The organism is Rubritepida flocculans DSM 14296, assembly GCF_000425365.1.
GTDB lineage: Bacteria > Pseudomonadota > Alphaproteobacteria > Acetobacterales > Acetobacteraceae > Roseococcus > Roseococcus flocculans.
On sequence record NZ_AUDH01000005.1, the window covers coordinates 1 to 23,722 of the forward strand.

Genomic DNA, 23,722 nt, shown 5'->3' on the forward strand with positions numbered 1-23,722 from the left:
GCCCCGCTGGTCATCGACCACCCGATGAACGGCATCACCTTTCGGGCCTATGTCGAGCAGCACCTAGCGCCCGCGCTTGCGCCCGGCGACATAGTGATCTGCGACAATCTGCGATGCCACAAGTCACCGGGCGTGCGCGCCGCCATCGAGGCGCGCGGTGCCGAACTGCGCCACCTGCCGCCCTATTCGCCCGACATGAACCCCATCGAGCAGGTCTTCGCCAAGCTCAAGAACCTCGTCCGCGCCGCCGCGCCCAGGGACATCGAGGCCTTGTGGAACACCATCGGCCAGAGCCTCGACGCCTTCACACCGAAAGAGTGCGCGAACCACTTCGCCCACTCAGGTTATCTACGGATGATGTGAAAATGCTCTAGGCGCCGGGCTGCGCCCGCAGATCCAGCGCCGCGCGCAGCGCATCGAGCAGCCGGCCGAGATCCTCCTCGCGCAGCGCCTCGGGGGGCAGGCGGCCGCGCAAATCCGCCGCCCAGTCCTGCCGCTCGGCGGTGGCGGCGCTCTGCAGCGGAGAGAGCCCGGCCTCGGCCACGGTGCGCGCCACCTCGCGCATCTCCTCGGCGCGGCGGCGGCCATGCTGCAACGCGCGGCCCATCATGTAGCGCGCCTGCGCCGCCCAGTCGGGGTGCGGCAGCGTGTCGGCGAGGCTCGCGAGCACCGGCTGCTCCACCCCGTAATGGCGGGCGGCGAGCAGGCATTCCGTCACCAGCGCCTCCAGCCCCTTGATCATCACGCTGCGGCACATCTTCACCGCCGAGGCGCGGCCGATCTCCTCCGAGAACAGCTCCGCGCGGAAGCCGAGCGCGGCGAGGGCGGGCAGCGCCGCCGCCGCGTGCGGGCCGCCCAGCAGCATGGGCGCGCGCATGCCGTGCGGCGGCACGCTCGTCATCACCGCCGCCTCGAGGAAGCGCGCGCCCGTGGCCTCGACGATGGCGGCGATCGCCGCCTTGGTTGCGGGCGAGACGGAGTTCACGTCCATGTAGAGCGCGCCGGGCGAGAGGCCGGGGGCGGCGGCGCGCGCCGCCTCCTCGGCGCGGCCGGCGGTGACGGCGCAGATCACGAGCTCCGCCCCGCGCGCCGCCTCGGCGGCCGAGGGCGCGAGCGGCAGGCCGAGCGCGCGGGCCTGGCGCGCGGGGGCGGAATCCGCCTCGCCCTGGCGGATGTCGTAGGCGGCGAGCGGCGGCGCGCCCCGCGCGGCGAGGTCGCGCGCGAAGAGGCCGCCCACCTCGCCGAGGCCGATGAGGGCGAGGCGCATCATCCCGGGGCGCGCCCCGGCGCGGTGCGGATGGTCATGGCGGTCTCCTCCATCAGGCGAAGCGCTCGGGCGTGCCGGCCCAGATCTCCTCGAGGCCGAGCGGGCGGGGGATGAGCCCCTGCGCCGCGCACCAGGCCGAGGCGAGGGCGAGGGCGGGGGCGAGGGCCGCGCGCGTCGTCACCTCCGCGCCCGAGGCGGCCAGCGCCGCGAGCAGCCGCGCGATCTCCTCCGCGCGCGCGGCCGCGACCTCGCGGCGGGCGATGAGCAGGTGGTTGACGGGCGTGAAGCCGTGCGCGGCGCGGAAGGCGGCGGCCTCGGCGGCGGGGTCGGGAAAGACGCAGCGCAGCGCCGCATCGGCCGGCGCGTCGCTGCCGAAGATGGCGGCATCCAGCGCGCCCTCGCGCAGCATCGCCTCGAGCGAGGCGCCCTCGGGCGCGCGCGTGCAGAAGGGCGGGTCGCGGAAGCCCGCCACATGCGCCTCCTCGAAGGTGATCCAGCGCATCGCGGCGGGCGCGAGGCCGTATCCTTCGGCCAGAACCCCGCGCAGCCACATCCCCGTGGTCTGGCTGTAGGCGCGCACGCCGATGCGGGCCCCGCGCAGATCCCCGGGGCCGCGCAGCGGCGAATCCGCGCGACAGAGCAGCGAGCCCTCCTGCGCGCGGGCAGCCAGCACGCAGGGCAGCAGCACCACGGGCAGCCCCGCCGCGCGCGCCATGAGGAAGCTCGCGATCGCCATCTCGCTCAGGTCGTAGCGGCCTTCGCGCAGCATGGGGGCGAAGGCGCGGCTGACGGGCTGCACCGCCACGACCGCGACACCCTCGGGCGGCGCGTCCAGCAGCGCCGCGCTGCGCGGCGTGCGGCCGATGGCGAGCGAGAGCGCGCTCACCCCAGGCTGTCCAGCACATGGGGGAAGACGGACTGGTAGCCCTCTCCCCACTTGATCGCCTTGTCGCTGTTGCGCGCGGCCTGCGCGCCGCGCTGCAGGGCGACGCGGGTGTAGTACTCCCACAGATGCTCCTGCCCGGCCATGCACTCGATGGCGGCGCGCTTCTTCTCCCAGACGGGCGAGATGTCGAGCAGCACATCGGGCTTCCACTCGCACTGCTCGGGCTGGTGCGGCTCGAAGAGGAAGACGGGCGGCGCGCCCAGCACCTTCTGCCCCGGGTTGTGGCCATGCGCCTGGGCGGTGATGCGCGCGTGCTGGGCGAACTCCGTCACGCGCGGGTGGTCGTGGTTGTAGATGTCCTCCTTGCTGTGCGTCAGCACGAAGCGCGGATGCAGGGCGCGGTAGAGGTCCACCAGGCGGTAGAAGGCGGCCTCGGTCAGGTTGATGGGATAGTCGCCGAGATCCCAGAACTGGATGTCGTGCACGCCCAGCACCTCGGCGGCGCGGCGCGCCTCGGCCTCGCGCTCCTGCTTCACGCGCTCGAGCGTCATCCCCGGCTGGCGCCAGAGCTTGGCGCTCTCCCCGCGCTCGCCATAGCTGAGGCAGACCACCGTGACCTGCCAGCCGCGCGCGGCGTGCAGCGCGATGGCCCCGCCCGCGCGCCAGACGAAATCGGCGGAATGGGCGGAGACGACGAGGGCGGTCTGGCTCATGGGGTCATGTCCCGTTGTTCAGCGTGGAAGCAGGCCGAGCAGCGCGTCGGTCAGCGCGCGGTCCGCGCTGCCGATCGCGAAGACGGTCGAGAAGTGGTTGTGCCCATCGAGTTCCAGGATCGCGGGGCAGGGGGTGCGGGCGGCGCACAGCGCATCGCTGAGCAGCGCGGCCTGGGCGCGGAAGGGCTCCGGCTCGCTGCCCGCGCGCGCGATCAGCAGCGGGATGGAAAGCCGCGCGAGCCCGGGCAGGGCCGAGCGCGCGGCGAGCAGCGCCTCGTCCTCGCCGTAATAGGCGCGGGTGGTGGCGGCGCGGGGATAGCGCGCCACGTCATAGACGCCCGAGACGAGGGCGCCCGCCGCCACGCCTGGCGCCTCGGCGCGCGAGGCGAGGTAATCCGCCACATGCGCCGCCCCGGCTGACTGGCCCATGAGGATGATCCGCGCGGGGTCGCCGCCATGCGCCGCGATGTGCGCGCGCAGCCAGGCGATCGCGGCCGCGACGTCCTCGCGCGCCGCGGGAAAGGGGTGCTGCGGCGCGAGCCGGTAGGTGATGTTCACGCCCACCCAGCCCTGGCGGGCGGCCCAGGCGGCGATGTTGTCGTAGTAGTGGACGCCGGGGCGCGTCTTGTCCCCGCCCACGAAGCCGCCGCCATGCACGAAGACCAGCACGGGCCGCGCCCCCGCGCCGGGCGTGAAGACGTCGAGGCGATGCCGCGGGTCCTCGCCATAGCGCAGGTCGCGCAGGGCGGCGACCCCGGGGGCGGGGATGACGGGGGCCAGCGCGGCGCCGGTGGCCGCCACCGCCTCCGGCCCCATGGCCGGACCGATGCGCGCGATGGCCGCGCGCGCCTCCTCGGGCAGGGCGCTGAACTGGGCGTGCGCCGGAGTGGCGGCGAGCACCGCAAGGGCGAGCAGGCGGCCCATCATCCTGCTTTTCCCTCCGGCAGCGGCGGCGTGCCGTGGGTGTGGAAGCTCTCGATGGTCTTGAGGCCCCAGGCCTGGCCCTTCTTCCGCTCCGTCTCGGTCCAGGTGATCGTCCTCCAGTCCGGCGCGAGGACGAGGCGCGCCCCCGCATGCGCCACCTCGATGCGGTTGCCGCCCGGCTCGTAGACGTAGAGGAAGAAGGTCTGCTGCACGGCGTGCTTGTGCGGGCCCGTCTCGATGAAGACGCCGGCCTCGAGGAAGGCGTCGGCGGCCTGCAGCACGGCCTCGCGGCTGTCCAGGGCGAAGGTGAGGTGGTGGAAGCGCCCGGGCACGCCGTGCGCCTCCTTCGTGAAGGCGAAGTCGTAGGACTTGTTGGTGGCGGTGAGCCACATGCCCGCCTCCTCGCCGCTGTCGAGCTCTATGCGCTCGGTGCAGCGCAGGCCGAGCGTGCGCTCGAAGAACTCGCGGCAGCGCCGCACGTCCACGGCGAGGCAGTTGAAGTGATCGATCCGGCGCACGTTCACGCCGCGCGCCGGGTAGCGTTCGGCCTGGTTCTTCAGCGCGGGGCGGCGGTCGGGCGGGGCCTCGTACCATTCCGTCTCCCAGTAGAGCTCGAAGACGTGCCCGTCGGGGTCGAGGAAGCGATAGGCCTTGCCGTGGCCGAAGCTCCTCGGCACTTCCCGCACCGTGCAGCCCTCTGCCTCCAGCGCGGCGCGGCGGCGCTCGAGCGCGGCGGCGCTGCGCGTGCGGAAGGCGGCATGGCCGAGGCCGGAGCTGGCGGAGGCCGTGAGCACCAGCGAGTAGCGCTCGTAATCGTCGAAGCCGCGCAGGAAGACGGAAGCGCCCTCCTCGCCGCTGACCGTCATGCCCATCACGTCGCGGAAGAAGGCGAGGGATTCGGCGGGCCTCGGCGTCAGCAGCTCGACATGGCCAAGATGCGCGACATCCATCACCGGCTCCTGCTCCATGGCGCTTCCTCCCGCTCGAACGCGCGCCACCCTAGCCGCGTGGGCGCCGGCGCGTCCCATCGCTTCGCGGTCGGGAGCTATGAGATTCCGGCATGGCCTGCGCCACCTCGGCGAGATGCGCCGAGAGGGCGTCGAGGAAGGCGCGGGCGGCGGGCGAGGGCGGCGGGTCGGGCGGCATGATCACGCCCGCGGGGCGGGGCGGGCCGGCCGCCGCCACCGGCAGCGCGCAGAGCGCCCCGCGCAGCAGATCGCCCAGCACCAGGTGGCGCGGCATCACCGCCAGCGCCTCGCCGCCCAGCAGCATCTCGCGGATGAAGCCGTGGGAGGAGCTGCGCAGCGCCGCCTCGCCCGAGAGGCCGAGCGCGCCGAGGAAGCGCTCGATCTCCTGGCCCAGGCGCTGGCTCGTGGTGGGCAGCAGCAGCGGGTGGCGCGCCAGCGCCGCGCCCGGCAGCGGGCCGCGCCGCCGGCGCAGCGGATGGCCCGCGCGCGCGATGACGGCGAGCGGCTCCTCCCACATGGGCCGGCGCAGGAATCCGTCGGGCAAAGGCGGCTCGTAGAGCCGGCCCACCACCAGGTCGATCTCCCGCGCGGCGAGGCGGGGCAGCAGCTCCTCCGTCCGCCCCTCCTCGAGGCGCAGCCGCAGCCCCGGATGCGTGGCGGAGAGGCGCGCCAGCGCCCCGGGCAGCACGCCCACCGAGGCGACCGGCAGCACGCCGAGCGCAAGCCGCCCCGTGGCCGCGCCGGCCACCCCGTCCAGCGCCTCGTCCAGCCGGCGCAGCAGGGCGAGCAGCGCCCGCGCTTCGCGGATCATCAGCACCCCCGCCTCGGTGGGCCGCACGCCGCGCGCGTGGCGCTCGAACAGGCGATGGCCGGCCAGCGCCTCCAGCTCCCGCAGGGCGCGGGTCAGCGCGGGCTGGCCGAGCCCCAGCGCGGCCGAGGCCTTGAGCAGGCTGCCATGGGTGGCGAGCGCCTCGACCAGCCGCAACTGCGCGGGCTTCAGGCGCCGGTCGAGATGGCGGCCCGGCACGCGCGCCCGCCCTCAGGCCGGCAGCCGGGCGCGGGCGAGGAAGTTGCGCAGGATGCCGTGCCCGTGCTCGGAGGCGATGCTCTCGGGGTGGAACTGCACGCCATGGATGGGCAGGGCGCGGTGCGCGAGGCCCATGATCAGCCCGTCCGAGGTCTCGGCGGTGATGGCGAGATCGGCCGGCAGCGTCGCGCGCTCCACCACCAGCGAGTGGTAGCGCGTGGCGCGCAGCGGCGAGGGCAGCCCGGCGAAGAGATCCTCGCCATGGTGCGAGACCTCCCACACCTTGCCGTGGACGGGCTCGGGCGCGCGGATCACCCGCCCGCCGAAGGCCTGGCCGATGGCCTGGTGGCCGAGGCAGACGCCGAGCAGCGGCAGCTTCGCCTCCGCCGCCGCGGCGATCAGCGGCAGGCAGATCCCCGCCTCGTTGGGCGTGCAGGGGCCGGGCGAGAGCACGATGGCCGAGGCGCGCATCGCCTCCTGCACGGTGATGGCGTCGTTGCGCGCCACCACCGGCTCCACGCCCAGATCGCCCAGGAAGTGGTAGAGGTTGAAGGTGAAGCTGTCGTAGTTGTCGATGAGCAGGAGCATGGCCGCAGGGTCCGGCAGGGGCGGGCCGCGGTCAAGCGCGGCACGTCCTGGTCGGCGCCGGCCTCAGCCCTTCACGCCCGACGCCTCGGCCTGGGCGATCAGCTCATCGAGGCGGCGCAGCACCTCGACGGAGGCCTGCTGCATCGCGTCGAACTCGCGCGCCACCGCGGCGCGCTCGCCGCGCGCGAAGGCCTCGGCCGCCGCCTTGCCGTGGACATGGACGGCCTTGTGCGGCGCGGCCAGCGCGGCATAGGCGGGCAGCTTGCGGTAGGGCAGGCTGGCCGGGCCGAAATACCATTTGCCGAGGCGGCAGGCCTCGTCCGAGACGAGCTCGTCGGGCTTGAGGGCGAGCAGCCCCGCCTGCATGTCGCCCAGCCGCTTCTTCCAGAGCAGGTGGTCGAGCCGGGCGATGCGCAGCACCTTGTGCGGGATGGGGCGCTCATAGAGGGCGTTCACATGGCGCAGCGCCAGCGCCTCGGAGGCGCGGCGCGCCTCCACCCCCTCCTTCGCCGCGCCGAGCACATCGGCCGAGCGCGCGGCCGCGCCCGCCACGTTCTCGGCCAGCGCCTGGGCGGCCCCGCGCTGCTCGGCCAGCAGCTCGGAGATGCGCTGCATGCTGCGCGCGGAATCGCCCATGGAGCCGGCCAGGCGCTCCGAGGCGCCGGAGAGCCCGGCGATGCGCTCCTCCACCGTCCCGGCCGCGCCGGCGGCGAGGCCGGTGGCCGTCGTGACGGCCTCCATCTCCGCCCGCAGCGCGGCGACGACGCGGCGGATGTCCTCGGTGGCGTGGGTGGTCTGGGCGGAGAGGTTCTTCACCTCCGAGGCGACCACCGCGAAGCCCTTGCCCGCCTCGCCCGCGCGCGCCGCCTCGATGGTGGCGTTGAGCGCGAGAAGGTTGGTCTGCGCCGCCACCTGCTCGATCATGCGCGCCGTCTCGGCGATGCGGGCCAGGGTGCCGGCCATGCTGCGCACCTTGTCCTCGGCGTCCTGCACCTGGGCGGCGAGGCGGCGCATCTCCGCCAGCGCCTCGCCGGCCGTGTCGCGGCCCGCCACGGCGTCGGCCTCGGCGGCGGCCACGTCGCGGGCCACGGCGTCGGCCTCGCCGGCCATCTCCCCCGCGGCGGAGACGAGCTGGCGCGTGGCGGCGCTGATCTCGGTGAGCTGTGCCTCCTGCTCGCGCAGCTCGGAGAAGATGCGCGCGCTGAGGATGGCGCTTTCGGCCTCCGCCCCGACCAGGGCGATCAGCGTCTCGAAGCTGCGGGCGTTCTCGGCCGCCTCCTCGCGCTCGGAGGGGGGCTGGGCGGCGACAGCGGGGGCGGCGGGCGCCGGGCGCCGGGCGAGGAGCTGGCGCAGCCGCGCCACCGCAGCCTGCCGGCCGAAGGGCAGGGGCGATTCGAGCCGCTGGAGGAGGGGTTCGATCTCGGCGGCCGGATCGGCGGCGGGGGAGGCGGCCGGCGGCTCGGCCGGGGCGGGCGGGGCGAGTGCGTTCATGCGGGACGTGTCTCCAGACGGGGCGCGCCGCGCCCCGGCCCGAGCCATGCCCCGGAGATGCTTGCCAAGCCGTTGACGCGGCGCGCCTTCAGCCCCCCGAGGCGGCGAAGCGCACCGCCTCCTCCGCCGCGCGGAACAGCGCCTTGGCCTTCTGCACGCATTCCTCGTGCTCGGCGCGCGGGTCGGAATCGGCCACCACCCCCGCGCCCGCCTGCACGTAGAGCCGGCCCTCCTTCACCAGCGCCGTGCGCAGCGCGATGCACACGTCCATGTTGCCGTCCACGCCGAAATAGCCCACACCGCCCGCGTAGAGGCCGCGGCGCGAGGGCTCCAGCTCCTCGATGATCTCCATCGCCCGCACCTTGGGCGCGCCGGAGAGGGTGCCGGCCGGAAACCCCGCGACCAGCGCATCGAGCGCGCTCAGGCCCGGACGCAGCCGCCCGCGCACCTCGGAGGCGATGTGCATCACCTGGCTGTAGCGCTCGATGCGGAACTGCGCGGTGACGCGCACGCTGCCGATGGCGGCCACACGGCCCACATCGTTGCGCCCGAGGTCGAGCAGCATCAGGTGCTCGGCGCGCTCCTTGGGGTCGGCCAGAAGCTCGGCCTCCAGCGCGGCGTCCTCCTCCGGGGTCGCGCCGCGCCGGCGCGTGCCGGCGAGCGGGCGGATGGTCACCTCGCCGTCCTTCACGCTGACCAGGATTTCGGGCGAGGCGCCGACGACGGCGAAGCCGCCATGGTCGAAGAAGAACAGGTAGGGGGCGGGGTTGATGCGCCGCAGCGCGCGGTAGAGCGCGAAGGGCGGCAGGGCGAAGGGCGCCTCGAAGCGCTGCGAGGGCACGATCTGGAAGGCGTCGCCGGCGCGGATGTAGTCGCGCGCGCGCTCCACCGCGGCCATGTAGGCCTCGGGCGTGAAGTTCGAGGCCGGCGCGGGCGGCGGCGGCAGCCGCGCGGGCGGGGCGGGGCGGGGCAGGGGGCGCGAGAGCGCGGCCTCCGCGTCGTCCAGCCGCTGCTGCGCGCGCGCCCAGGCGGCCTCGGCGTCGCCGCCCGGCTCGGCCCAGACGGGGGTGGCGAGGGTCAGCGCGTCGCGCACATGGTCGAAGACGGCGATGAGGGTGGGGCGCACCAGCACCGCCTCGGGGATGCCGAGCACATCGGGCTTGAGGCTCGGCAGCCGCTCCATCTGCCGCACCATGTCGTAGCCGAGATAGCCGAACAGGCCGGCCGCGATGGGCGGCACGCCGGGCGGCAGCCGCATGCGGATGGCGGCGACGCGCCGCGCGAGCGCCTCGAGCGGCGGCCCCTCCTCCGGCTCGAAGGCGTGCGGCGCCGCGAGGAACTGGGTGTTGCACTCCGCCACCCCCGCCCGGCAGCGCCAGACGAGGTCGGGCGCGAAGCCGATGGCCGAGAAGCGCCCGCGCGCCGCGCCCCCCTCCACGCTCTCCAGCAGGAAGGCGTGCGGCCTGCCTTCGGCGAGCTTGAGGAAGGCGCCGACCGGGGTTTCCAGATCGGCCACCCGCTCGCGCGTCAGGAGCTGGTTCTCGCCGCGGGCGAAGGCCTCGCGGAAGGCGGCGTCGGGCCCGCTCATCTCAGTTCCCCGCCACGCGCTCGAGCAGGCGCGGGTTGATGCGCACATCGGCGCGCGCGCGCAGCGCGGCCTGGTGCTGGGTTTCCAGATCCTCGGCCACCGCCTGCGCCCCCTCGCGCCGCAGGGCGGCGAGCTGCTCGGCGAGGTCGGGCGGCTCGGGCCGCGTGACGCCGAGGAGCTGGATCACCGCGAAGGACTGCGCGCGCGGCACCATGGTCACGCCGCCGGCGGGCAGTTCGAAGCTGGGCGCCAGCAGGTCGCGCGGCATGGGGTTGCCGCCGCCCGGGCTGCGCGGGAAGGGGCCGAGCTCCTCCGGCCGCGCGCCGGCGGCCTCGGCGGCGGCGGCGAGGCTTTGCCCCGCCCGCGTGGCGGCGAGCAGCGCGGCCGCGCGCTCCTCCTGGTGGCGGCGGCGCTGATCGGCGATCCAGGCGGCCGTCACCTCCGCGCGCACCGTCTCGAGCGGGCGCAGCCGGGGCGGGATCACCTCGCGGATCTGCACGGCCATGAAGCCCCAGGGGCCCTCGAGCAGCCGGATCTCGGCGTTGCGGTCGAGCGCGAAGATGCGCGCGATGGCGGCGTTGCGCGCGGCGTCCGCCACCGGCAGGGCGGCGGGCTCGCCCTCGGGGGTCAGGCCGCGCGCGTCCAGGGTCGCGGTGGCGAAGCCGAGATCGTAGCGCCGCGCGATCTCCTCGAGGGGCGTGCGCGCGGCCAGCGCGTCCTCGATGCGGTTGGCGCGCTCGAAGGCGAGATCGGCGGCGCGCTCGGCGGCGATCTCCTGGCGCAGCTCCTCGCGCACCTCGCCCAGTTCCCGCCGCATGCCGGGCTCGACCTCCGTCACCCGCAGCACATGCCAGCCGAAGGGCGAGCGGATGGGGGCGGAGACCGTCTCGGGCGCGAGGGCGAAGGCGGCCTGGGCGAGGGCCGGGATGGGCAGATCGGCGGCGGAGGAGAGGCCGAGGTCGCTCGCGCTGCCGCCCGCCTCGCGCGCGGCGGCCTCGATCTCGGCGAAGGGCGTGTCGGCGCTCCAGCGCCCGGCCAGCGCCCGGGCGCGCGCCTCGTCGGGCAGCAGGGCCTGCAGCACGCGCCGGCGCTCGGGCGTCTCGTAGCGGGAGCGATGCGCGGCGTAGGCGTCCTCGATCTCGCGCTCGCTCACCTCGACGGCGGCGATCATGCGCTCGGCGTTCAGCACCGCCACCGCCACCTCCCGGTATTCGGGGGTGGAGAAGAGGGCCGCGTTGTTCTCGTGGAAGCGGGCGAGCTGCGCCTCGCCGGGCTCTCCCGGATCGGGCGCCTCGGCGAAGGGCAGCTCCACGAGGGTGACGCTGCGCTGCTCGAGCTGCCAGCCGAGCAGCGGGCGCGCCGCGGCCTCGGGCAGGGCGGCGCCGGCGCGCACCGCGCCCGCGATCTGCTGCCGCGCGAGGTCGGCGCGCAGCAGGGCGAGGAAGCCCGCCTCGGTGAGTTCGTTGTTGCGCAGGAAGGCGTTGAACATCTCGCGGGAGAAGCGCCCGTCCGGCCCCTGGAAGCCGGTGATCTGGAAGACGTAGTTGCGCACCGCCTGATCGGGCACCGTCACGCCGAGCCGCGCCGCCTCCTGCCGCGTCAGCCGGTCGAGCACCAGCCCCTCCACCGCCTGCTCGGCGATGGCGCGGCGGATGCGCTGGTCGGGCTCGAAGCCGCCCTGCAGGGCGCGGGTGATGCGCTGGAGTTCGCGCCGCGCCGCCTCCTGCGCCTCGCCCACCTCGATCGCCTCGCCGCCGACGCGCGCCACCGCGTCGTCGCGGCCGATGTTGCGCACCATGTCCTCGATCCCCCACACGGCGAAGGAGAGGATCAGCAGGACGAAGAGCGCCTTCGCGAACCAGGTGCCGGCCAGCCGGCGCATCCACATCATCATGCCGCGCGCATAGCGGGTCGGCGGGCTGTTGCCAAACGGCGCGCTGGGCTATCCCGGAGCGGAAGGAAGGGAGAACGCCCCCATGACGCCCGGGATCCGCCCGCTCATCGCCGGCAACTGGAAGATGCACGGCACGCTGCGCGAGGCCGTGAAGCTGGCCGAGGCGCTGCGCGAGGGGGCGGAGGGGGTGGATCTGCTGGTCTGCCCGCCCTTTCCGCACATCCACGCCGTGGCGGTGAGCCTGCTGGGCAGCCGCGTCGCCGTCGGTGCGCAGGACTGCCACGCCGCCCAGCGCGGCGCGCACACGGGCGATGTCAGCGCCGCCATGCTGCGCGACGCGGGGGCCACCCATGTCATCCTCGGCCATTCGGAGCGCCGAATGGACCACGGCGAGAACGACGCGGCGGTGCTCGCCAAGACCGAGGCGGCGCTGGGGGCGGGCCTCGTGCCCATCGTCTGCGTGGGCGAGACGGAGGCGGAGCGCCTCGCCGGCCTCGCCGATTCGGTGGTGGAGAAGCAGCTCGCCGGCTCGGTGCCCTATGGCTTCGTCACGGCGGGCGGGATCATCGCCTATGAGCCGGTCTGGGCCATCGGCACGGGGCGCACGCCCGGCGAGCAGGAGATCGCGGCCATCCACGCCACCCTCCGCCGCGCGCTGGTGGAGCGCTTCGGCCCCTCGGCGCGGAGCACGCGGCTGCTCTATGGCGGCTCGGTGAAGCCGGGCAATGCGGCGGCCATCCTCGCCCTGCCCGATGTGGACGGCGCGCTGGTCGGCGGGGCCTCGCTGGTGGCGGCGGATTTCCTGGCCATCGCCCGCGCCGTGCCGGGCTGAGGCGGGCGGTCTGATGCGGGCGGCATGGCATGCCGCCCCTGGACGGGCAGGCCCCGTTGCCGGGGGCGCGGGCGCGTGCCACCACCGCGGCCATGCTGAAGCCCGAACGCCCCCATTTCTCCTCCGGCCCCTGCGCGAAGCGGCCCGGCTTTTCGCTCGCGGCGCTCGAGGGCGCGCTGCTCGGCCGCAGCCACCGCGCCGCCGCACCCAAGGCGCGCATCGCGGAGGTGATCGCGCGCTCCCGCGCCATCCTGGGCATGCCCGAGGACTGGCGGCTCGGCGTCGTGCCCGCCTCGGACACGGGGGCGGTGGAGATGGCGCTGTGGTCGCTGCTCGGCCCCCGCGGGGTGGATGTGCCGGTCTGGGAGAGCTTCTCGGGCGAATGGGCGGCCGACATCGCCGAGCAGCTCCGCCTGCCCGATGTCCGGATATTGCGCGCGCCCTATGGCCGGCTGCCCGATCTCGCGGCGGTGGACTGGGCGCGGGACGTGGTCTTCGTCTGGAACGGCACCACCTCGGGCGTGCGGCTGCCCGATGGCGGCTGGATCGCGCCCGACCGCGAGGGGCTCGCCATCTGCGACGCCACCAGCGCGGCCTTCGCCATGGCGCTGCCGTGGGAGCGGCTCGATGTCGTCACCTGGTCCTGGCAGAAGGTGCTGGGGGGCGAGGCGGCGCACGGCATGCTGGCCCTTTCGCCGCGCGCCGTGGCGCGGCTCGAATCGCACACGCCGCCCTGGCCGCTGCCCAAGATCTTCCGGCTGACCAAGGGCGGGAAGCTGATCGAGGGGATCTTCCGGGGCGAGACGATCAACACCCCCTCGCTGCTCTGCGTGGAGGACGCGCTGGACGGGCTGCGCTGGGCCGAGGCGGTCGGCGGGCTGCCGGCGCTGATCGCGCGGGCCGAGGGCAACCTCGCCCTCGTCTCGGACTGGGTGGCGCGCAGCGACTGGGCGGCTTTCCTGGCCGAGGAGCCGGCCACGCGCTCCTGCACCTCCGTCTGCCTGCGCTTCAAGGCGCTGGCGCCGGAGCGCCAGCCCGAGGTGGCGCGGCGGATGGCGGCCTTCCTCGAGCGCGAGGGCGTGGCGCTCGACGCCGCGCATTACCGCGACGCCCCGCCCGGGCTGCGCCTGTGGTGCGGCGCGACGGTGGAGCGCGAGGATGTGGCGCGCGTCCTGCCCTGGCTGGACGCGGCCTATGAGGCGGCGCTCAAAGGCTGAGAGCTAGTTCCGCCGGATGTCCCGCCGGCTGAGCTCGGCCGCCGCCGCCCCGCCCGCCACCGCCACGGCGGGCAGCCGCGGAAGGCTGCCCAGGCGGCGCAGCGTCTCGCGCGGCCCGAGGGGGAAGAGCTCGGGCAGGTTCAGCGCCGCCTCGGCGCGCACGGGGCTGCCGGCCTCCAGCCCCTCGGCGGCGGCGCGCAGCGCGCGCTCCACCGCCTCGCCGGGCGCGTCGGGGGCGATGCCGAGGGCGGCGCGCATCTCCCGCCGCCCCTCCTCCAGCGCGGTGAGGGCGGCGGGGTCCGTCCCCGGGGCCCAGCGCGGGTCGCTGCGGAAGCTGCGCGCCAGGAACTCGAGCTGCGCGGCGGCGATGGCGGCCCCCCGCGGATCGCCGGCATAGGCGCTGGTGTCGCCGAGGTTGCGCGGCCCGTAGAGCGCCGCCCCCCGCACCGGGTCGCCCACGCCGCCGAGATAGTCCGCCACCGGGTCGGCGGCGCAGGCGGCGATCAGCAGGGGCAGGGCGAGCAGCGGGCGCATGGCCGCATCCTGCCCCAGCGCATCTTGCCGTCCAACCACCCCCCTGCCACACAGCGCCGGCATGAACGACACGCCCCCCATGGCGCCCGGCCTGCTGCCGGCCGGCCTGATGGACCTCCTCCCCCCCGAGGCGGAGCGCGAGGCCGCGCTGGTGGCCGCGCTGATGGAGAGCTTCGCCCGCCACGGCTACGAGCGGGTGGAGCCGCCGCTGCTCGAGTTCGAGGAGGGGCTGCTCGCGGGCTCCGGCGCCGCCGTGGCGGAGCAGACCTTCCGCCTGATGGACCCGGTGAGCCAGCGCATGATGGGGCTGCGCGCCGACATCACGCCGCAGGTGGCGCGCATCGCGGCCACGCGGCTCGGCCTGCAGCCCCGCCCGCTGCGCCTCTGCTACGAGGGCCAGGTGCTGCGCGTGCGCGGCAGCGAGCTCGCGCCCGCCCGGCAGCTCACCCAGGCCGGCATCGAGCTGATCGGCGGCGCCGCGCCCGAGGCGGACGCCGAGGTGGCGCTGGTGGCGGCCGAGGCGCTCTTCCGGCTCGGCATCGCGGGCATCACCCTCGACATCACCCTGCCGCGCATGGCGCAGACGCTGCTGGAGGCGGCGGGGCTGGGCGCGCCGCTGGCCGGGCGGCTGATCCGCGCCCTCGACCGCAAGGACGCGGCGGCCGTCGCCGCGCTGGCCGGCGAGGCGGGGCCGGTGGCGGGGCTGCTGCCGCCGCTGCTGGCCGCGGCGGGGCCCGCGCCGGCCGCGCTCGGCGTGCTGGAGGCGCTGGCGCTGCCCGAGGCCGCGCGCGCCATCGCGGCCAATGCGCGCGAGGTGATCGAGGCCATCGCCCGCCGCGCGCCGGGCCTGCGCATCACGCTCGACCCGGTGGAGTTCCGCGGCTTCCGCTACCATGTGGGCGTCGCCTTCACGATCTATGGCCCCGGCGCGACGGGCGAACTCGCGCGCGGCGGGCGCTACCTCTCGGCCAATGACGAGCCGGCGACGGGCATGACGCTCTATCCCGATGCGGTGCTGCGCGCCGCGCCGGCCACGCCGCGCCGGCCGCGCTGCTTCCTGCCGCCCGGCACCGCTCCGGCCGTGGGCGAGGGGCTGCGCGCGCAGGGCTTCGCCACGGTGGCCGCCCTCTCGGCGGCGGATGATCCCCGCGCGCTGCGCTGCTCCCACGCCTGGGACGGGCGGGCGGCGCGGCCCCTCACGCAGGAAGGTTCGGACTGATGGCCAATGTCGCCGTGATCGGCGCCCAGTGGGGCGACGAGGGCAAGGGCAAGGTGGTGGACTGGCTCGCCAGCCGCGCCGAGATCGTGGTGCGCTTCCAGGGCGGGCACAATGCCGGGCACACCCTGGTGGTGGGGGGGAACACCTACAAGCTCTCGCTGCTGCCCTCGGGCATCGTGCGCGGCAAGCTCGGCATCATCGGCAACGGCGTGGTGCTCGATCCCGACGCGCTGCTGGGCGAGATCGAGAAGCTGCGCGCTCAGGGGCTTGAGGTGGGGCCGCACAACCTGCGCATCGCCGAGAATGCGCCGCTGATCCTGCCGCTGCATCCCGCGCTGGACCGCGCGCGCGAGGCGGCGCGCGGCGAGGACAAGATCGGCACCACCGGCCGCGGCATCGGCCCCGCCTACGAGGACAAGGTGGGCCGGCGCGCCATCCGCCTCTGCGACCTTGCGGAGCCGGAGACGGTCTCGGCCAAGCTCGACGAGCTGCTGCTGCACCACAATGCGCTGCTGCGCGGCCTCGGCGCGCCGGTCTTCGAGAAGGCGGCGCTGTTCGAGGCGCTGATGGCGCTGGCGCCCAGGCTGCTGCCCTATGCCGAGCCCGTGTGGGAGCGGCTGGACGCCGCCCGGCGCGAGGGCCGGCGCGTGCTGTTCGAGGGCGCGCAGGCCGTGATGCTCGACGTGGACCACGGCACCTACCCCTATGTGACCAGCAGCAACACCGTGGCCGGCAACGCCGCGGCCGGCAGCGGCGTGGGGCCGGATGCGATCGGCCTCGTGCTCGGCATCGCCAAGGCCTACACGACGCGCGTGGGCTCGGGCCCCTTCCCGACGGAGCTGCACGACGCGACGGGCCGGCTGCTGGGCGAGCGCGGGCGCGAGTTCGGCACCGTGACCGGCCGGCCGCGCCGCTGCGGCTGGTTCGACGCGGCGATGGTGCGCCAGGCGGTGAAGATCGGCGGCGTGCAGGGCCTGGTGCTCACCAAGCTCGACGTGCTGGACGGGCTGCCGGAGCTGAAGATCTGCACCGGATACCGGGTGAACGGCGAGGTGCTGCGCCGCCTGCCCTTCGCCATGCGCGCCCAGGCGGCGGCGGAGCCGATCTACGAGGCGATGGAAGGCTGGTCGGGCTCCACCCGCGGCGCGCGCAGCTACGCCGAGCTGCCGGCCCAGGCGGTGAAATACATCCGCCGCATCGAGGAGCTGGTGGAGGCGCCGGTGATGATGCTCTCCACCTCGCCGGAGCGGGACGACACCATCGCGCTGCGGGATCCTTTCGCGGGGTAGGCGCGCGCCGCCTCCCGCGCCAATCTCCGTGGCCGGGAGGAACCCGCACCATGCATCGCCGCACGCTGCTCGCGCTCGCCACGCCCGCCCTCGCCACGCCCGCCCTCGCCACGCCGGCCCTCGCCCAGGCGCGGCCCTTGCGGATCGTCGTGCCCTATCCGCCGGGCGGCAGCGCCGATGTGCTGGCGCGCGCGCTGGCCGAGCAGATCACCGCCTCGGGCAGCCGCGCCGCCATCGTGGAGAACCGCGCCGGAGCATCCGGCACCATCGGCGCGCTGGCGGTGGCGCGGGGGCCGGCCGATGGCGGGGTGGTGCTGCAGGCCGACGGCTCGCCCATGTCCATCCTGCTGGAGGCGGGGCGCACCCAGTACCGCGCGGAGGATTTCGCGCCCGTCGCGCGGCTCGCCACCTCGCCTTTCGTGCTGGCGACGCGGCCCAACGGCGCCTTCGGCACGCTGGCCGAGGTGGTGGCGGCCGCGCGCGCCGCGCCGGGGCGCATCACCTACGCCACGCCGGGCATTCTCAGCTTCGCGCATGTGGTGGCCGAGCGCTTCGCCGCCGCCACGGGCATCGAGATGACCCATGTGCCCTTCCAGGGCACGGGCCCGGCCACGGCCGCCGTGCTGGGCGGGCAGGTGGACCTGATTCCCGTGCCGCCCGGCCAGGTGCTGGACCAGGGGGGCGGCGCCATCTTCCGCCCCATCGCCATCACCACCGAGGCGCGCCACCCCGCCTTGCCCGCCACGCCCACCTTCCGCGAGGCGGGGACCGACCTGGTCTTCGCCGGCTGGCGCGGCTGCTTCGCGCCGGCGGCGACGCCGCCCGAGACACTGGCGGGGCTGGAGGCGCTGCTGCGGGCCGCCCTCGAAGGCCCGGGCGGGCAGGCGGCGCTGCAGCGGCTCGGCGAGGCGCCGGCCTGGCTCGGCCAGGCCGATTTCGCGCGCTTCTGGGCGGAGGATCGCGCGGCGATCCGCGCCATCCTGCCCCGGCTGCCGCGGGAGTGAAGGGAAAGGGGCGGGGCGGTTTCTCGCGCCCCGCCCCCTTGATACGGTCGGCATGACATGCCGACCGTATGAGGCGGCTCGGCAGGCCGCACGGCGCTACAGCCGCACCCGCAGCCAGTTGCCGATCTCGCCCACGATGCCGCGGCGGAAGGCGAGCACGCAGAGCACGAAGATCACGCCCTGGATCACCGTCACCCATGCGCCAAACTCCGCGAGGTAGTTCTGCATGGTGATGATCACGGCCGCGCCCATCACCGGGCCGAAGATGGTGCCGAGCCCGCCGACCAGCGACATCAGCACCACCTCGCCCGACATGGTCCAGAACACGTCGGTCAGCGTCGCGATGCCGAAGACGATGGCCTTGGTCCCGCCCGCCACGCCCGAGAGCGCGGCCGAGAGGACGAAGGCCATCAGCTTGTAGTCGTCCGTGCGGTAGCCGAGCGAGGTGGCGCGCGGCTCGTTCTCGCGGATGGATTTCAGCACCATGCCGAAGGGCGAGTGGATGATGCGGTGGATCAGCAGGAAGCCGATCAGGAACACCGCCGCCACCACCCAGTACATCGTCATGTCCGAGCGCAGGTCGAAGACGCCGAACAGCACGCCGCGCGGAATGGCCTGGATGCCGTCCTCGCCGCCGGTGAACTCGGCCTGCAGGCAGAAGAAATAGACCATCTGCGCGAAGGCCAGGGTGATCATGGCAAAGTAGATGCCCTGGCGCCGGATGGCGATGGCGCCGATCACGAGGCCGAGCCCGGCGCCCACCGCGCCGCCGATCAGGATGGCGAGCTCGGGCGGCAGGCCCCAGACCTTCGCCGCATGCCCCGCGAGGTAGCCGCCCATCCCGAAATAGGCGGCGTGCCCGAAGCTGAGCAGCCCGACATAGCCGATGAGCAGGTTGAAGGCGCAGGCGAAGAGCGCGAAGCACAGCACCTTCATGAGGAAGACGGGATAGAGGAAGAAGGGGCTGATCGCGATGAACGCCAGCATGATCGCGAAGGCGGCGAGCTGGGTGCGCGTGAAGCCGAAGAAGACCGTGTCTTCCTGCTTGAAATCCGTGCCGGAGAAGCCGCCGGGAGCCGCCATGTCTCAGGCCCTCCCGAACAGGCCGGCCGGCCGCGTGAGCAGCACGATGGCCATGACGACGAAGATCACGGTGGAGGAGGCCTCCGGCCAGAACACCTTGGTCAGCCCCTCGATGACGCCGAGGGCGAAGCCCGTCACCACGGAGCCGAGGATGGAGCCCATGCCGCCGATCACCACGACGGCGAAGACGATGATGATCAGGTTCGCCCCCATCTGCGGGTTCACCGAATAAATCGGCGCGGCCAGCACGCCCGCGAAGGCGGCCAGCGCCACGCCCGCGCCGTAGGTCAGCGTCATCATGCGCGGCACGTTGATGCCGAAGGCCTGCACCAGCGCCGGGTTCTCGGTGGCCGCGCGCAGGTAGGAGCCGATCTTGGTCTTCTCGATCACCAGCCAGGTGGCGAGGCACATGACGATCGCCACCACCACCACCCAGCCACGGTAGATCGGCATGAACATGAAGCCGAGATCCCAGCTTCCCTGCAGCTCCGCCGGGATGCGGTAGGGCATGCCGGAGCTGCCGAACTCGTTGCGGAACACGCCCTCGATGACCAGGCCCACGCCGAAGGTGAGCAGCAGCCCGTAGAGGTGGTCGAGCTTGTACAATCGGCTGATCATGGTCCGTTCGATCAGCACGCCGGTCAGCCCCACGAGGACGGGGGCGAGCAGCAGCGCCCACCAGTAGCCCAGGCCCGCCCAGTTCAGCAGCATCCAGGCCACGAAGGCGCCCATCATGAACTGCGCGCCATGCGTGAAGTTGATGACGTTGAGCATGCCGAAGATGACGGCGAGCCCGAGCGAGAGCAGGGCGTAGAAGGCCCCGTTGATCAGCCCGAGCAGCAACTGCCCGAAGAGCAGCGGCGCGGGGATTCCGAAGATCTCATCCATCGGCGTGCGTCGTTCCTTCGATCTCTGGCCGGGCGGCGCCGCGACGCGCCGCAGCGCGGGCGCGGCGCATCGCGACGGGCGAGGGCCGCGAGGGCCCTCGGGGGATCAGCTCCGCACCAGGGCGCAGCCGCCGGCCGCGAGCGGGCGGAAGGCCTGGTCGGCCGGCACCGTCTGCAGCAGGGTGTAGTAGTCCCAGGCGTAGCGGCTCTCGTTCGGCGCCTTCACCTGGAACAGATAGGCGGGATGGATCTTGCGCCCGTCGGGGCGGATGGTTCCCTCGCCGAAGGCGTCGTCGCTGGTGGGCATGGCCTTCATGCGGTTCACCGCGTCCACGCCCGAGGCCTTGGCCGCCGCCACGCCCATCTCGCCCACCGCCTTGAGGTAGTGCAGCACCGCCGAGTAGCAGCCCGCCTGCACCATGGAGGGGCGCAGATTGCCCGGCACCGGCCCGAGCCGCTGGGTGAAGGCGCGGGTGCGGTCGTTCAGATCCCAGTAGAAGGTCTCGGTCAGCACCAGGCCCTGCGCCGTCTGCAGGCCGAGGCTGTGCACGTCGGTGATGAAGACGAGCAGCCCCGCAAGGCGCACGCCGCGCCGCGTCAGCCCGAACTCGGCCGCCTGCTTGATGGAGTTGATGGTGTCGCCGCCGGCATTGGCGAGGCCCACCACCTGTGCCCGGCTCGCCTGCGCCTGCACGAGGAAGGAGGAGAAATCGGTCGTCCCCGGGAAGGGCGTGCGCACGGAGCCCAGGATGCGCCCGCCCGCCTGGCGCACGAACTCGGAGGTGTCGCGCTCCAGCGCATGGCCGAAGGCGTAGTCGGCGGTGATGAAGAACCAGGTCTGCCCGCCGGCGGCCACCATGGCGCCGCCGGTGCCGCGCGCCAGCATCCAGGTGTCGTAGGTCCAGTGCACGGTGTTGGGCGAGCACTGCGCGCCCGTCAGGTCCGAGGTGGCGGGGCCGGAGGCGAGGAAGACCTTGTTGCGCTCGCGCACGATGGTGTTGACGGCGAGCGCCACCGAGGAGGTGGGCACGTCCACGATCACGTCGATGCCGTCGCGGTCGATCCACTGGCGCACGACGGTGGAGCCGACATCGGGGCGGTTCTGGTGGTCGGCCTGCACCACCTCGACGTTCACGCCACGCTGGGTGATGCCGCTCTCCTGCACCGCGAGGCGCACGGCCTGGGTGGAGCCGGGGCCGGAGATGTCCCGATACAGGCCCGACTGGTCGTTCATCACGCCGATGCGGATGGTGTTCGCCGCCTGCGCCTTGGCGGAGCGGTAGGGCAGGGCGCCCCAGACCGGGGCGGTGGCGGCCGCGCCCAGAACGGCGCGGCGGGTGGTCTCGTGGCTCATCTTGCTCTCCTCGGTTCTTCTCGTTGCGTGGGAAGCCTCAGGTGCGGACCATGGGGCAGGCGCCCTCGGAGAGCGGCCGGAAGGCCTCCTCGGGCGTCACCGTCTGCAGCACCTTGTAGTAGTCGAAGCGGCCGCGGCTTTCGGCGGGGCTCTTCACCTCGCACAGATAGGCGGGGTGCATCTTGCGCCCGTCCTCGCGGATCGTGCCCTCGCCGAAGGCGTCGTCGCTCGTGGGCATGCGCTTCATGCGCGCCACCACGTCGCGCCCGCTGGCCTTGGCCGCGGCCACGCCCATGTCGGCCACGGTCTTGAGGTAGTGCAGCGTGGCCGAATAGTCGCCCGCATGGCTCATCGCCACCGGCATGTCGGCGCCGGAGAGCTGCAGCACCCGCTGGGCCACGCGCCGCGTGCGGTCGTTCAGATCCCAGTAGAAGGTGTTGGCGCAGACGAGGCCCTGCGCCGTCTGCAGGCCGAGCGCATGCACGTCGGTGATGAACAGCAGCAGCGAGGCGACGCGGATGCCGCGGCGCGTCACGCCGAACTCGCCGATCTGCTTGATGGAGTTGATCGTGTCCGCGCCCGCGTTGGCGAGGCCGATCACCTGCGCGCGGCTGGCCTGGGCCTGGACGATGAAGCTCGAGAAGTCGGTGGTGCCAGGGAAGGGGTGGCGCACCTGGCCCAGCACCCGCCCGCCCGCCTGGCGGACGAAGTTCGCGGTGTCGCGCTCCAGCGCATGGCCGAAGGCGTAGTCGGCGGTGATGAAGAACCAGTTCTGCCCGCCCGCGCGGACGGTGGCGAGGCCGCTCACCTTCGCCAGCATGTAGGTGTCGTACACCCAGTGGATGGTGTTCGCGTTGCAGGCGCGCCCGGTCAGGTCGGAGGTGGCGGTGGAGGTGGCGATGGCCACCTTGTTGCGCTCGCGCGCGAGTTCCGAAACCGCCAGCGCCACCGAGGAGGCGGCGAGGTTCAGCACCATGTCCACATTGTCGCGGTCGAACCACTGCCGGGCGATGTTCACGCCCACGTCGGGCCGGTTCTGGTGGTCGGCCTGCACCATCTCGACGTTGAAGCCGCGGTTGCCGAACTCCTGGATGGCGAGCCGCGTGGCGGCGATGGAGTTGGGCCCGTTCAGGTCGCGGAAGGGGCCGGAGAAATCGCTCAGCAGCCCGATGCGGATGGTGTTGGCGGCCTGGGCGCGCGCCGGGCGGTGCGGCAGCGCGCCGAGCAGCGGCGCGGCGGCGGCGGCGCCCAGAAGCCCGCGGCGGTGGATCTGGCTCATCTTGGTCGTCTCCCTGTCTCTCTCTTGTTCTGTGTTCGTTTCCCGCGGCGGGGCGGCGGTCACACGCCGAGGTATTCGTGCAGCCGCTCCATCGCGCCGGCCATCTCCTCGTTGCGCACCGCATCCACCACGCGGCCGTGCTCCATGACGTAGTGGCGGTCGGCCACCGTCTGGGCGAAGCGGAAGTTCTGCTCCACCAGCAGCACGGTGAAGCCGCGCTGCTTGAGCTCGCGGATGGTGCGGCCGATCTGCTGCACGATGACGGGCGCGAGCCCCTCCGAGGGCTCGTCCAGCAGCAGCAGCTTCGCCCCCGTGCGCAGGATGCGCCCGATGGCGAGCATCTGCTGCTCGCCGCCCGAGAGCTTGGTGCCCGGGCTGCGCGTGCGCTCCTTGAGGTTGGGGAACATCTTGTAGATCTCGTCCACGGGAAGCCCGCCGGGCCGCACCTCGGGCGGCAGCATCAGGTTCTCGTAGACGGTGAGCGAGGCGAAGATGCCCCGCTCCTCCGGGCAATAGGCGATGCCCGCGCGCGCGATCTCGTCCGGCCGCGCGCCGATCAGCTCCCGCCCCGCGTAGTGGACGGAGCCCGAGCGCCGGCCCACCAGCCCCATGATCGCGCGCAGCGTGGAGGTCTTGCCCGCGCCGTTGCGGCCGAGCAGCGTGACCACCTCGCCCTCGCGGATCTCGATGTCCACCCCGTGCAGCACATGGCTCTCGCCGTACCAGGCCTCGAGCCCCTTCACGCGCAGCAGGGGCGCCGTGCCGTCGGTCGCGGCGAGCGGGAGTTCGGCGAGCTGGTCAGCCATGGGAGGCGCCCTCCGGAACGCCGACGGAGGCGGGGTCGGTCCCGAGATAGGCCGCCTGCACCTCGGGGTTGCGGCTCACGCTCGCGTAGTCCCCCTCGGCCAGCACCTGGCCGCGCGTCAGCACCGTGATCACGTCGCACAGGCCCTCGACGACCTTGAGGTTGTGCTCCACCAGCAGCACGGTGCGGCCCTTCGAGACGCGCCTGATCAGCGCCACGATGCGGTCCACGTCCTCATGCGTCATGCCGGCGGTGGGCTCGTCCAGCAGCATCATCTGGGGGTCCATCGCCAGCGTGGTCGCGATCTCGAGCGCGCGCTTGCGGCCGTAGGGAAGCTGGCCGGCCTGCAGCGTCGCGTAGTCGGTCAGCCCCACATCCTCGAGCAGTTCCTCGGCGCGGCGGTTGTAGCGGTCGAGCACCGTCTCCGAGCGCCAGAAATCGAAGCTCGCGCCGCGTTCGCGCTGCAGCGCCACGCGCACGTTCTCGAGCACCGTCAGGTGCGGGAACACCGCCGAGATCTGGAATGAGCGGATGAGGCCGAGCCGCGCGACCTCGGCGGGCTTCATGCTGGTGATGTCGCGCCCGTCATAGGTGATGCGCCCGCGCGTGGGAATGAGGAACTTGGTGAGCAGGTTGAAGCAGGTGGTCTTGCCCGCCCCGTTGGGGCCGATCAGCGCGTGGATGCTGTGCCGCCGGACGCTGAGGTTGACGCCCTGGACCGCGACGAAGCCGCGGAACTCCTTCGTCAGATCCTCCGTCTGAAGGATGATGTCGCTCACCCGTCGCCGCCCCCTTGTCCGTTCCGCCGCATCGGCCGATGCGGCGGGCCACCCTGTTCCGGCGCTCATGCGGCGCCTGTTCTCGCTTGTATGG

The 23,722-nt window shown here is 73.8% G+C and carries 22 protein-coding genes and 1 pseudogene; 6 read left to right on the forward strand and 17 right to left on the reverse strand.

Going from position 1 to position 23,722, the window contains the following annotated elements; translation table 11 throughout:
• Nucleotides 1-363: transposase (locus H596_RS0106595; protein ID WP_027284211.1), on the forward strand; the 363-nt coding region annotated here is incomplete at its 5' end.
• Nucleotides 364-544: 181 nt separating this feature from the next.
• Here the strand turns inward: H596_RS0106595 and H596_RS0106600 are convergent.
• The 10 genes and pseudogenes from H596_RS0106600 to H596_RS0106645 all read right to left on the reverse strand — a co-directional run.
• Nucleotides 545-1,270 (reverse strand): annotated as a pseudogene (locus tag H596_RS0106600) (DUF1932 domain-containing protein); the annotation flags it as partial.
• A gap of 49 nt (nt 1,271-1,319) precedes the next feature.
• Nucleotides 1,320-2,153, reverse strand: a complete 834-nt coding sequence (locus tag H596_RS0106605; RefSeq protein WP_027284213.1) for an ABC transporter substrate-binding protein — start codon at nt 2,151-2,153, stop codon at nt 1,320-1,322.
• On the reverse strand, nt 2,150-2,866 hold the full coding sequence (locus H596_RS0106610; protein ID WP_027284214.1) for a PIG-L deacetylase family protein: 717 nt from the start codon (nt 2,864-2,866) through the stop codon (nt 2,150-2,152). Before H596_RS0106610 ends, H596_RS0106605 begins: the two co-directional genes overlap by 4 nt.
• An 18-nt stretch (nt 2,867-2,884) precedes the next feature.
• The gene (locus H596_RS20445; RefSeq protein ID WP_037300364.1) at nt 2,885-3,793 is read right to left on the reverse strand and encodes an alpha/beta hydrolase; all 909 of its coding nucleotides are present in this window, start codon (nt 3,791-3,793) and stop codon (nt 2,885-2,887) included.
• A complete protein-coding gene (locus H596_RS0106620; RefSeq protein WP_027284215.1) occupies nt 3,790-4,758 on the reverse strand; it encodes a catechol 2,3-dioxygenase in 969 nt (322 codons plus the stop codon). Before H596_RS0106620 ends, H596_RS20445 begins: the two co-directional genes overlap by 4 nt.
• Nucleotides 4,759-4,789: 31 nt before the next feature.
• Nucleotides 4,790-5,785, reverse strand: a complete 996-nt coding sequence (locus H596_RS20450; protein WP_051212512.1) for a LysR substrate-binding domain-containing protein — start codon at nt 5,783-5,785, stop codon at nt 4,790-4,792.
• Nucleotides 5,786-5,797: 12 nt separating this feature from the next.
• A complete protein-coding gene (locus H596_RS0106630) occupies nt 5,798-6,373 on the reverse strand; it encodes an anthranilate synthase component II (protein ID WP_027284216.1) in 576 nt (191 codons plus the stop codon).
• Between the two features lie 63 nt (nt 6,374-6,436).
• Entirely contained in the window at nt 6,437-7,864 is a 1,428-nt protein-coding gene (locus H596_RS0106635; protein WP_027284217.1) for a methyl-accepting chemotaxis protein, read from the reverse strand.
• An 88-nt stretch (nt 7,865-7,952) separates the two neighbouring features.
• A complete protein-coding gene (gene trpE / locus H596_RS0106640) occupies nt 7,953-9,452 on the reverse strand; it encodes an anthranilate synthase component I (RefSeq protein ID WP_027284218.1) in 1,500 nt (499 codons plus the stop codon).
• 1 nt (nt 9,453) lies between these two features.
• Nucleotides 9,454-11,346, reverse strand: coding sequence for a peptidylprolyl isomerase (locus tag H596_RS0106645; protein ID WP_084602607.1), 1,893 nt, complete (start codon nt 11,344-11,346; stop codon nt 9,454-9,456).
• 94 nt (nt 11,347-11,440) lie between these two features.
• Between H596_RS0106645 and tpiA the strand changes: the two genes are divergently transcribed.
• The gene (gene tpiA, locus H596_RS0106650) at nt 11,441-12,178 is read left to right on the forward strand and encodes a triose-phosphate isomerase (protein ID WP_211225261.1); all 738 of its coding nucleotides are present in this window, start codon (nt 11,441-11,443) and stop codon (nt 12,176-12,178) included.
• A 92-nt stretch (nt 12,179-12,270) separates the two neighbouring features.
• Complete coding sequence (locus H596_RS0106655) at nt 12,271-13,395, forward strand: phosphoserine transaminase (protein WP_027284221.1); 1,125 nt, start codon at nt 12,271-12,273, stop codon at nt 13,393-13,395.
• 3 nt (nt 13,396-13,398) lie between these two features.
• On the opposite strand, the gene H596_RS0106660 is transcribed toward H596_RS0106655, so the two are convergent.
• Entirely contained in the window at nt 13,399-13,929 is a 531-nt protein-coding gene (locus tag H596_RS0106660; protein ID WP_027284222.1) for a hypothetical protein, read from the reverse strand.
• A gap of 61 nt (nt 13,930-13,990) precedes the next feature.
• On the opposite strand from H596_RS0106660, the gene H596_RS0106665 reads away from it, so the two are divergent.
• The 3 genes from H596_RS0106665 to H596_RS20455 are packed head-to-tail and all read left to right on the forward strand — an operon-like array spanning nt 13,991 to nt 17,441.
• Entirely contained in the window at nt 13,991-15,148 is a 1,158-nt protein-coding gene (locus tag H596_RS0106665) for an ATP phosphoribosyltransferase regulatory subunit (RefSeq protein ID WP_027284223.1), read from the forward strand.
• Entirely contained in the window at nt 15,148-16,437 is a 1,290-nt protein-coding gene (locus H596_RS0106670) for an adenylosuccinate synthase (RefSeq protein ID WP_027284224.1), read from the forward strand. Before H596_RS0106665 ends, H596_RS0106670 begins: the two co-directional genes overlap by 1 nt.
• A 50-nt stretch (nt 16,438-16,487) precedes the next feature.
• Entirely contained in the window at nt 16,488-17,441 is a 954-nt protein-coding gene (locus H596_RS20455; RefSeq protein WP_051212514.1) for a tripartite tricarboxylate transporter substrate binding protein, read from the forward strand.
• 96 nt (nt 17,442-17,537) lie between these two features.
• On the opposite strand, the gene H596_RS20460 is transcribed toward H596_RS20455, so the two are convergent.
• The 6 genes from H596_RS20460 to H596_RS0106705 form a co-directional block, all read right to left on the reverse strand.
• Nucleotides 17,538-18,524, reverse strand: a complete 987-nt coding sequence (locus H596_RS20460; protein WP_051212516.1) for a branched-chain amino acid ABC transporter permease — start codon at nt 18,522-18,524, stop codon at nt 17,538-17,540.
• Between the two features lie 3 nt (nt 18,525-18,527).
• Complete coding sequence (locus tag H596_RS0106685; RefSeq protein ID WP_027284225.1) at nt 18,528-19,412, reverse strand: branched-chain amino acid ABC transporter permease; 885 nt, start codon at nt 19,410-19,412, stop codon at nt 18,528-18,530.
• Between the two features lie 105 nt (nt 19,413-19,517).
• On the reverse strand, nt 19,518-20,765 hold the full coding sequence (locus tag H596_RS0106690) for an ABC transporter substrate-binding protein (protein WP_027284226.1): 1,248 nt from the start codon (nt 20,763-20,765) through the stop codon (nt 19,518-19,520).
• 37 nt (nt 20,766-20,802) lie between these two features.
• On the reverse strand, nt 20,803-22,044 hold the full coding sequence (locus tag H596_RS0106695) for an ABC transporter substrate-binding protein (protein WP_027284227.1): 1,242 nt from the start codon (nt 22,042-22,044) through the stop codon (nt 20,803-20,805).
• A 59-nt stretch (nt 22,045-22,103) separates the two neighbouring features.
• A complete protein-coding gene (locus H596_RS0106700; protein ID WP_027284228.1) occupies nt 22,104-22,850 on the reverse strand; it encodes an ABC transporter ATP-binding protein in 747 nt (248 codons plus the stop codon).
• Nucleotides 22,843-23,628, reverse strand: a complete 786-nt coding sequence (locus tag H596_RS0106705) for an ABC transporter ATP-binding protein (protein WP_027284229.1) — start codon at nt 23,626-23,628, stop codon at nt 22,843-22,845. Before H596_RS0106705 ends, H596_RS0106700 begins: the two co-directional genes overlap by 8 nt.
• Between the last annotated feature and the right edge of the window lie 94 nt (nt 23,629-23,722).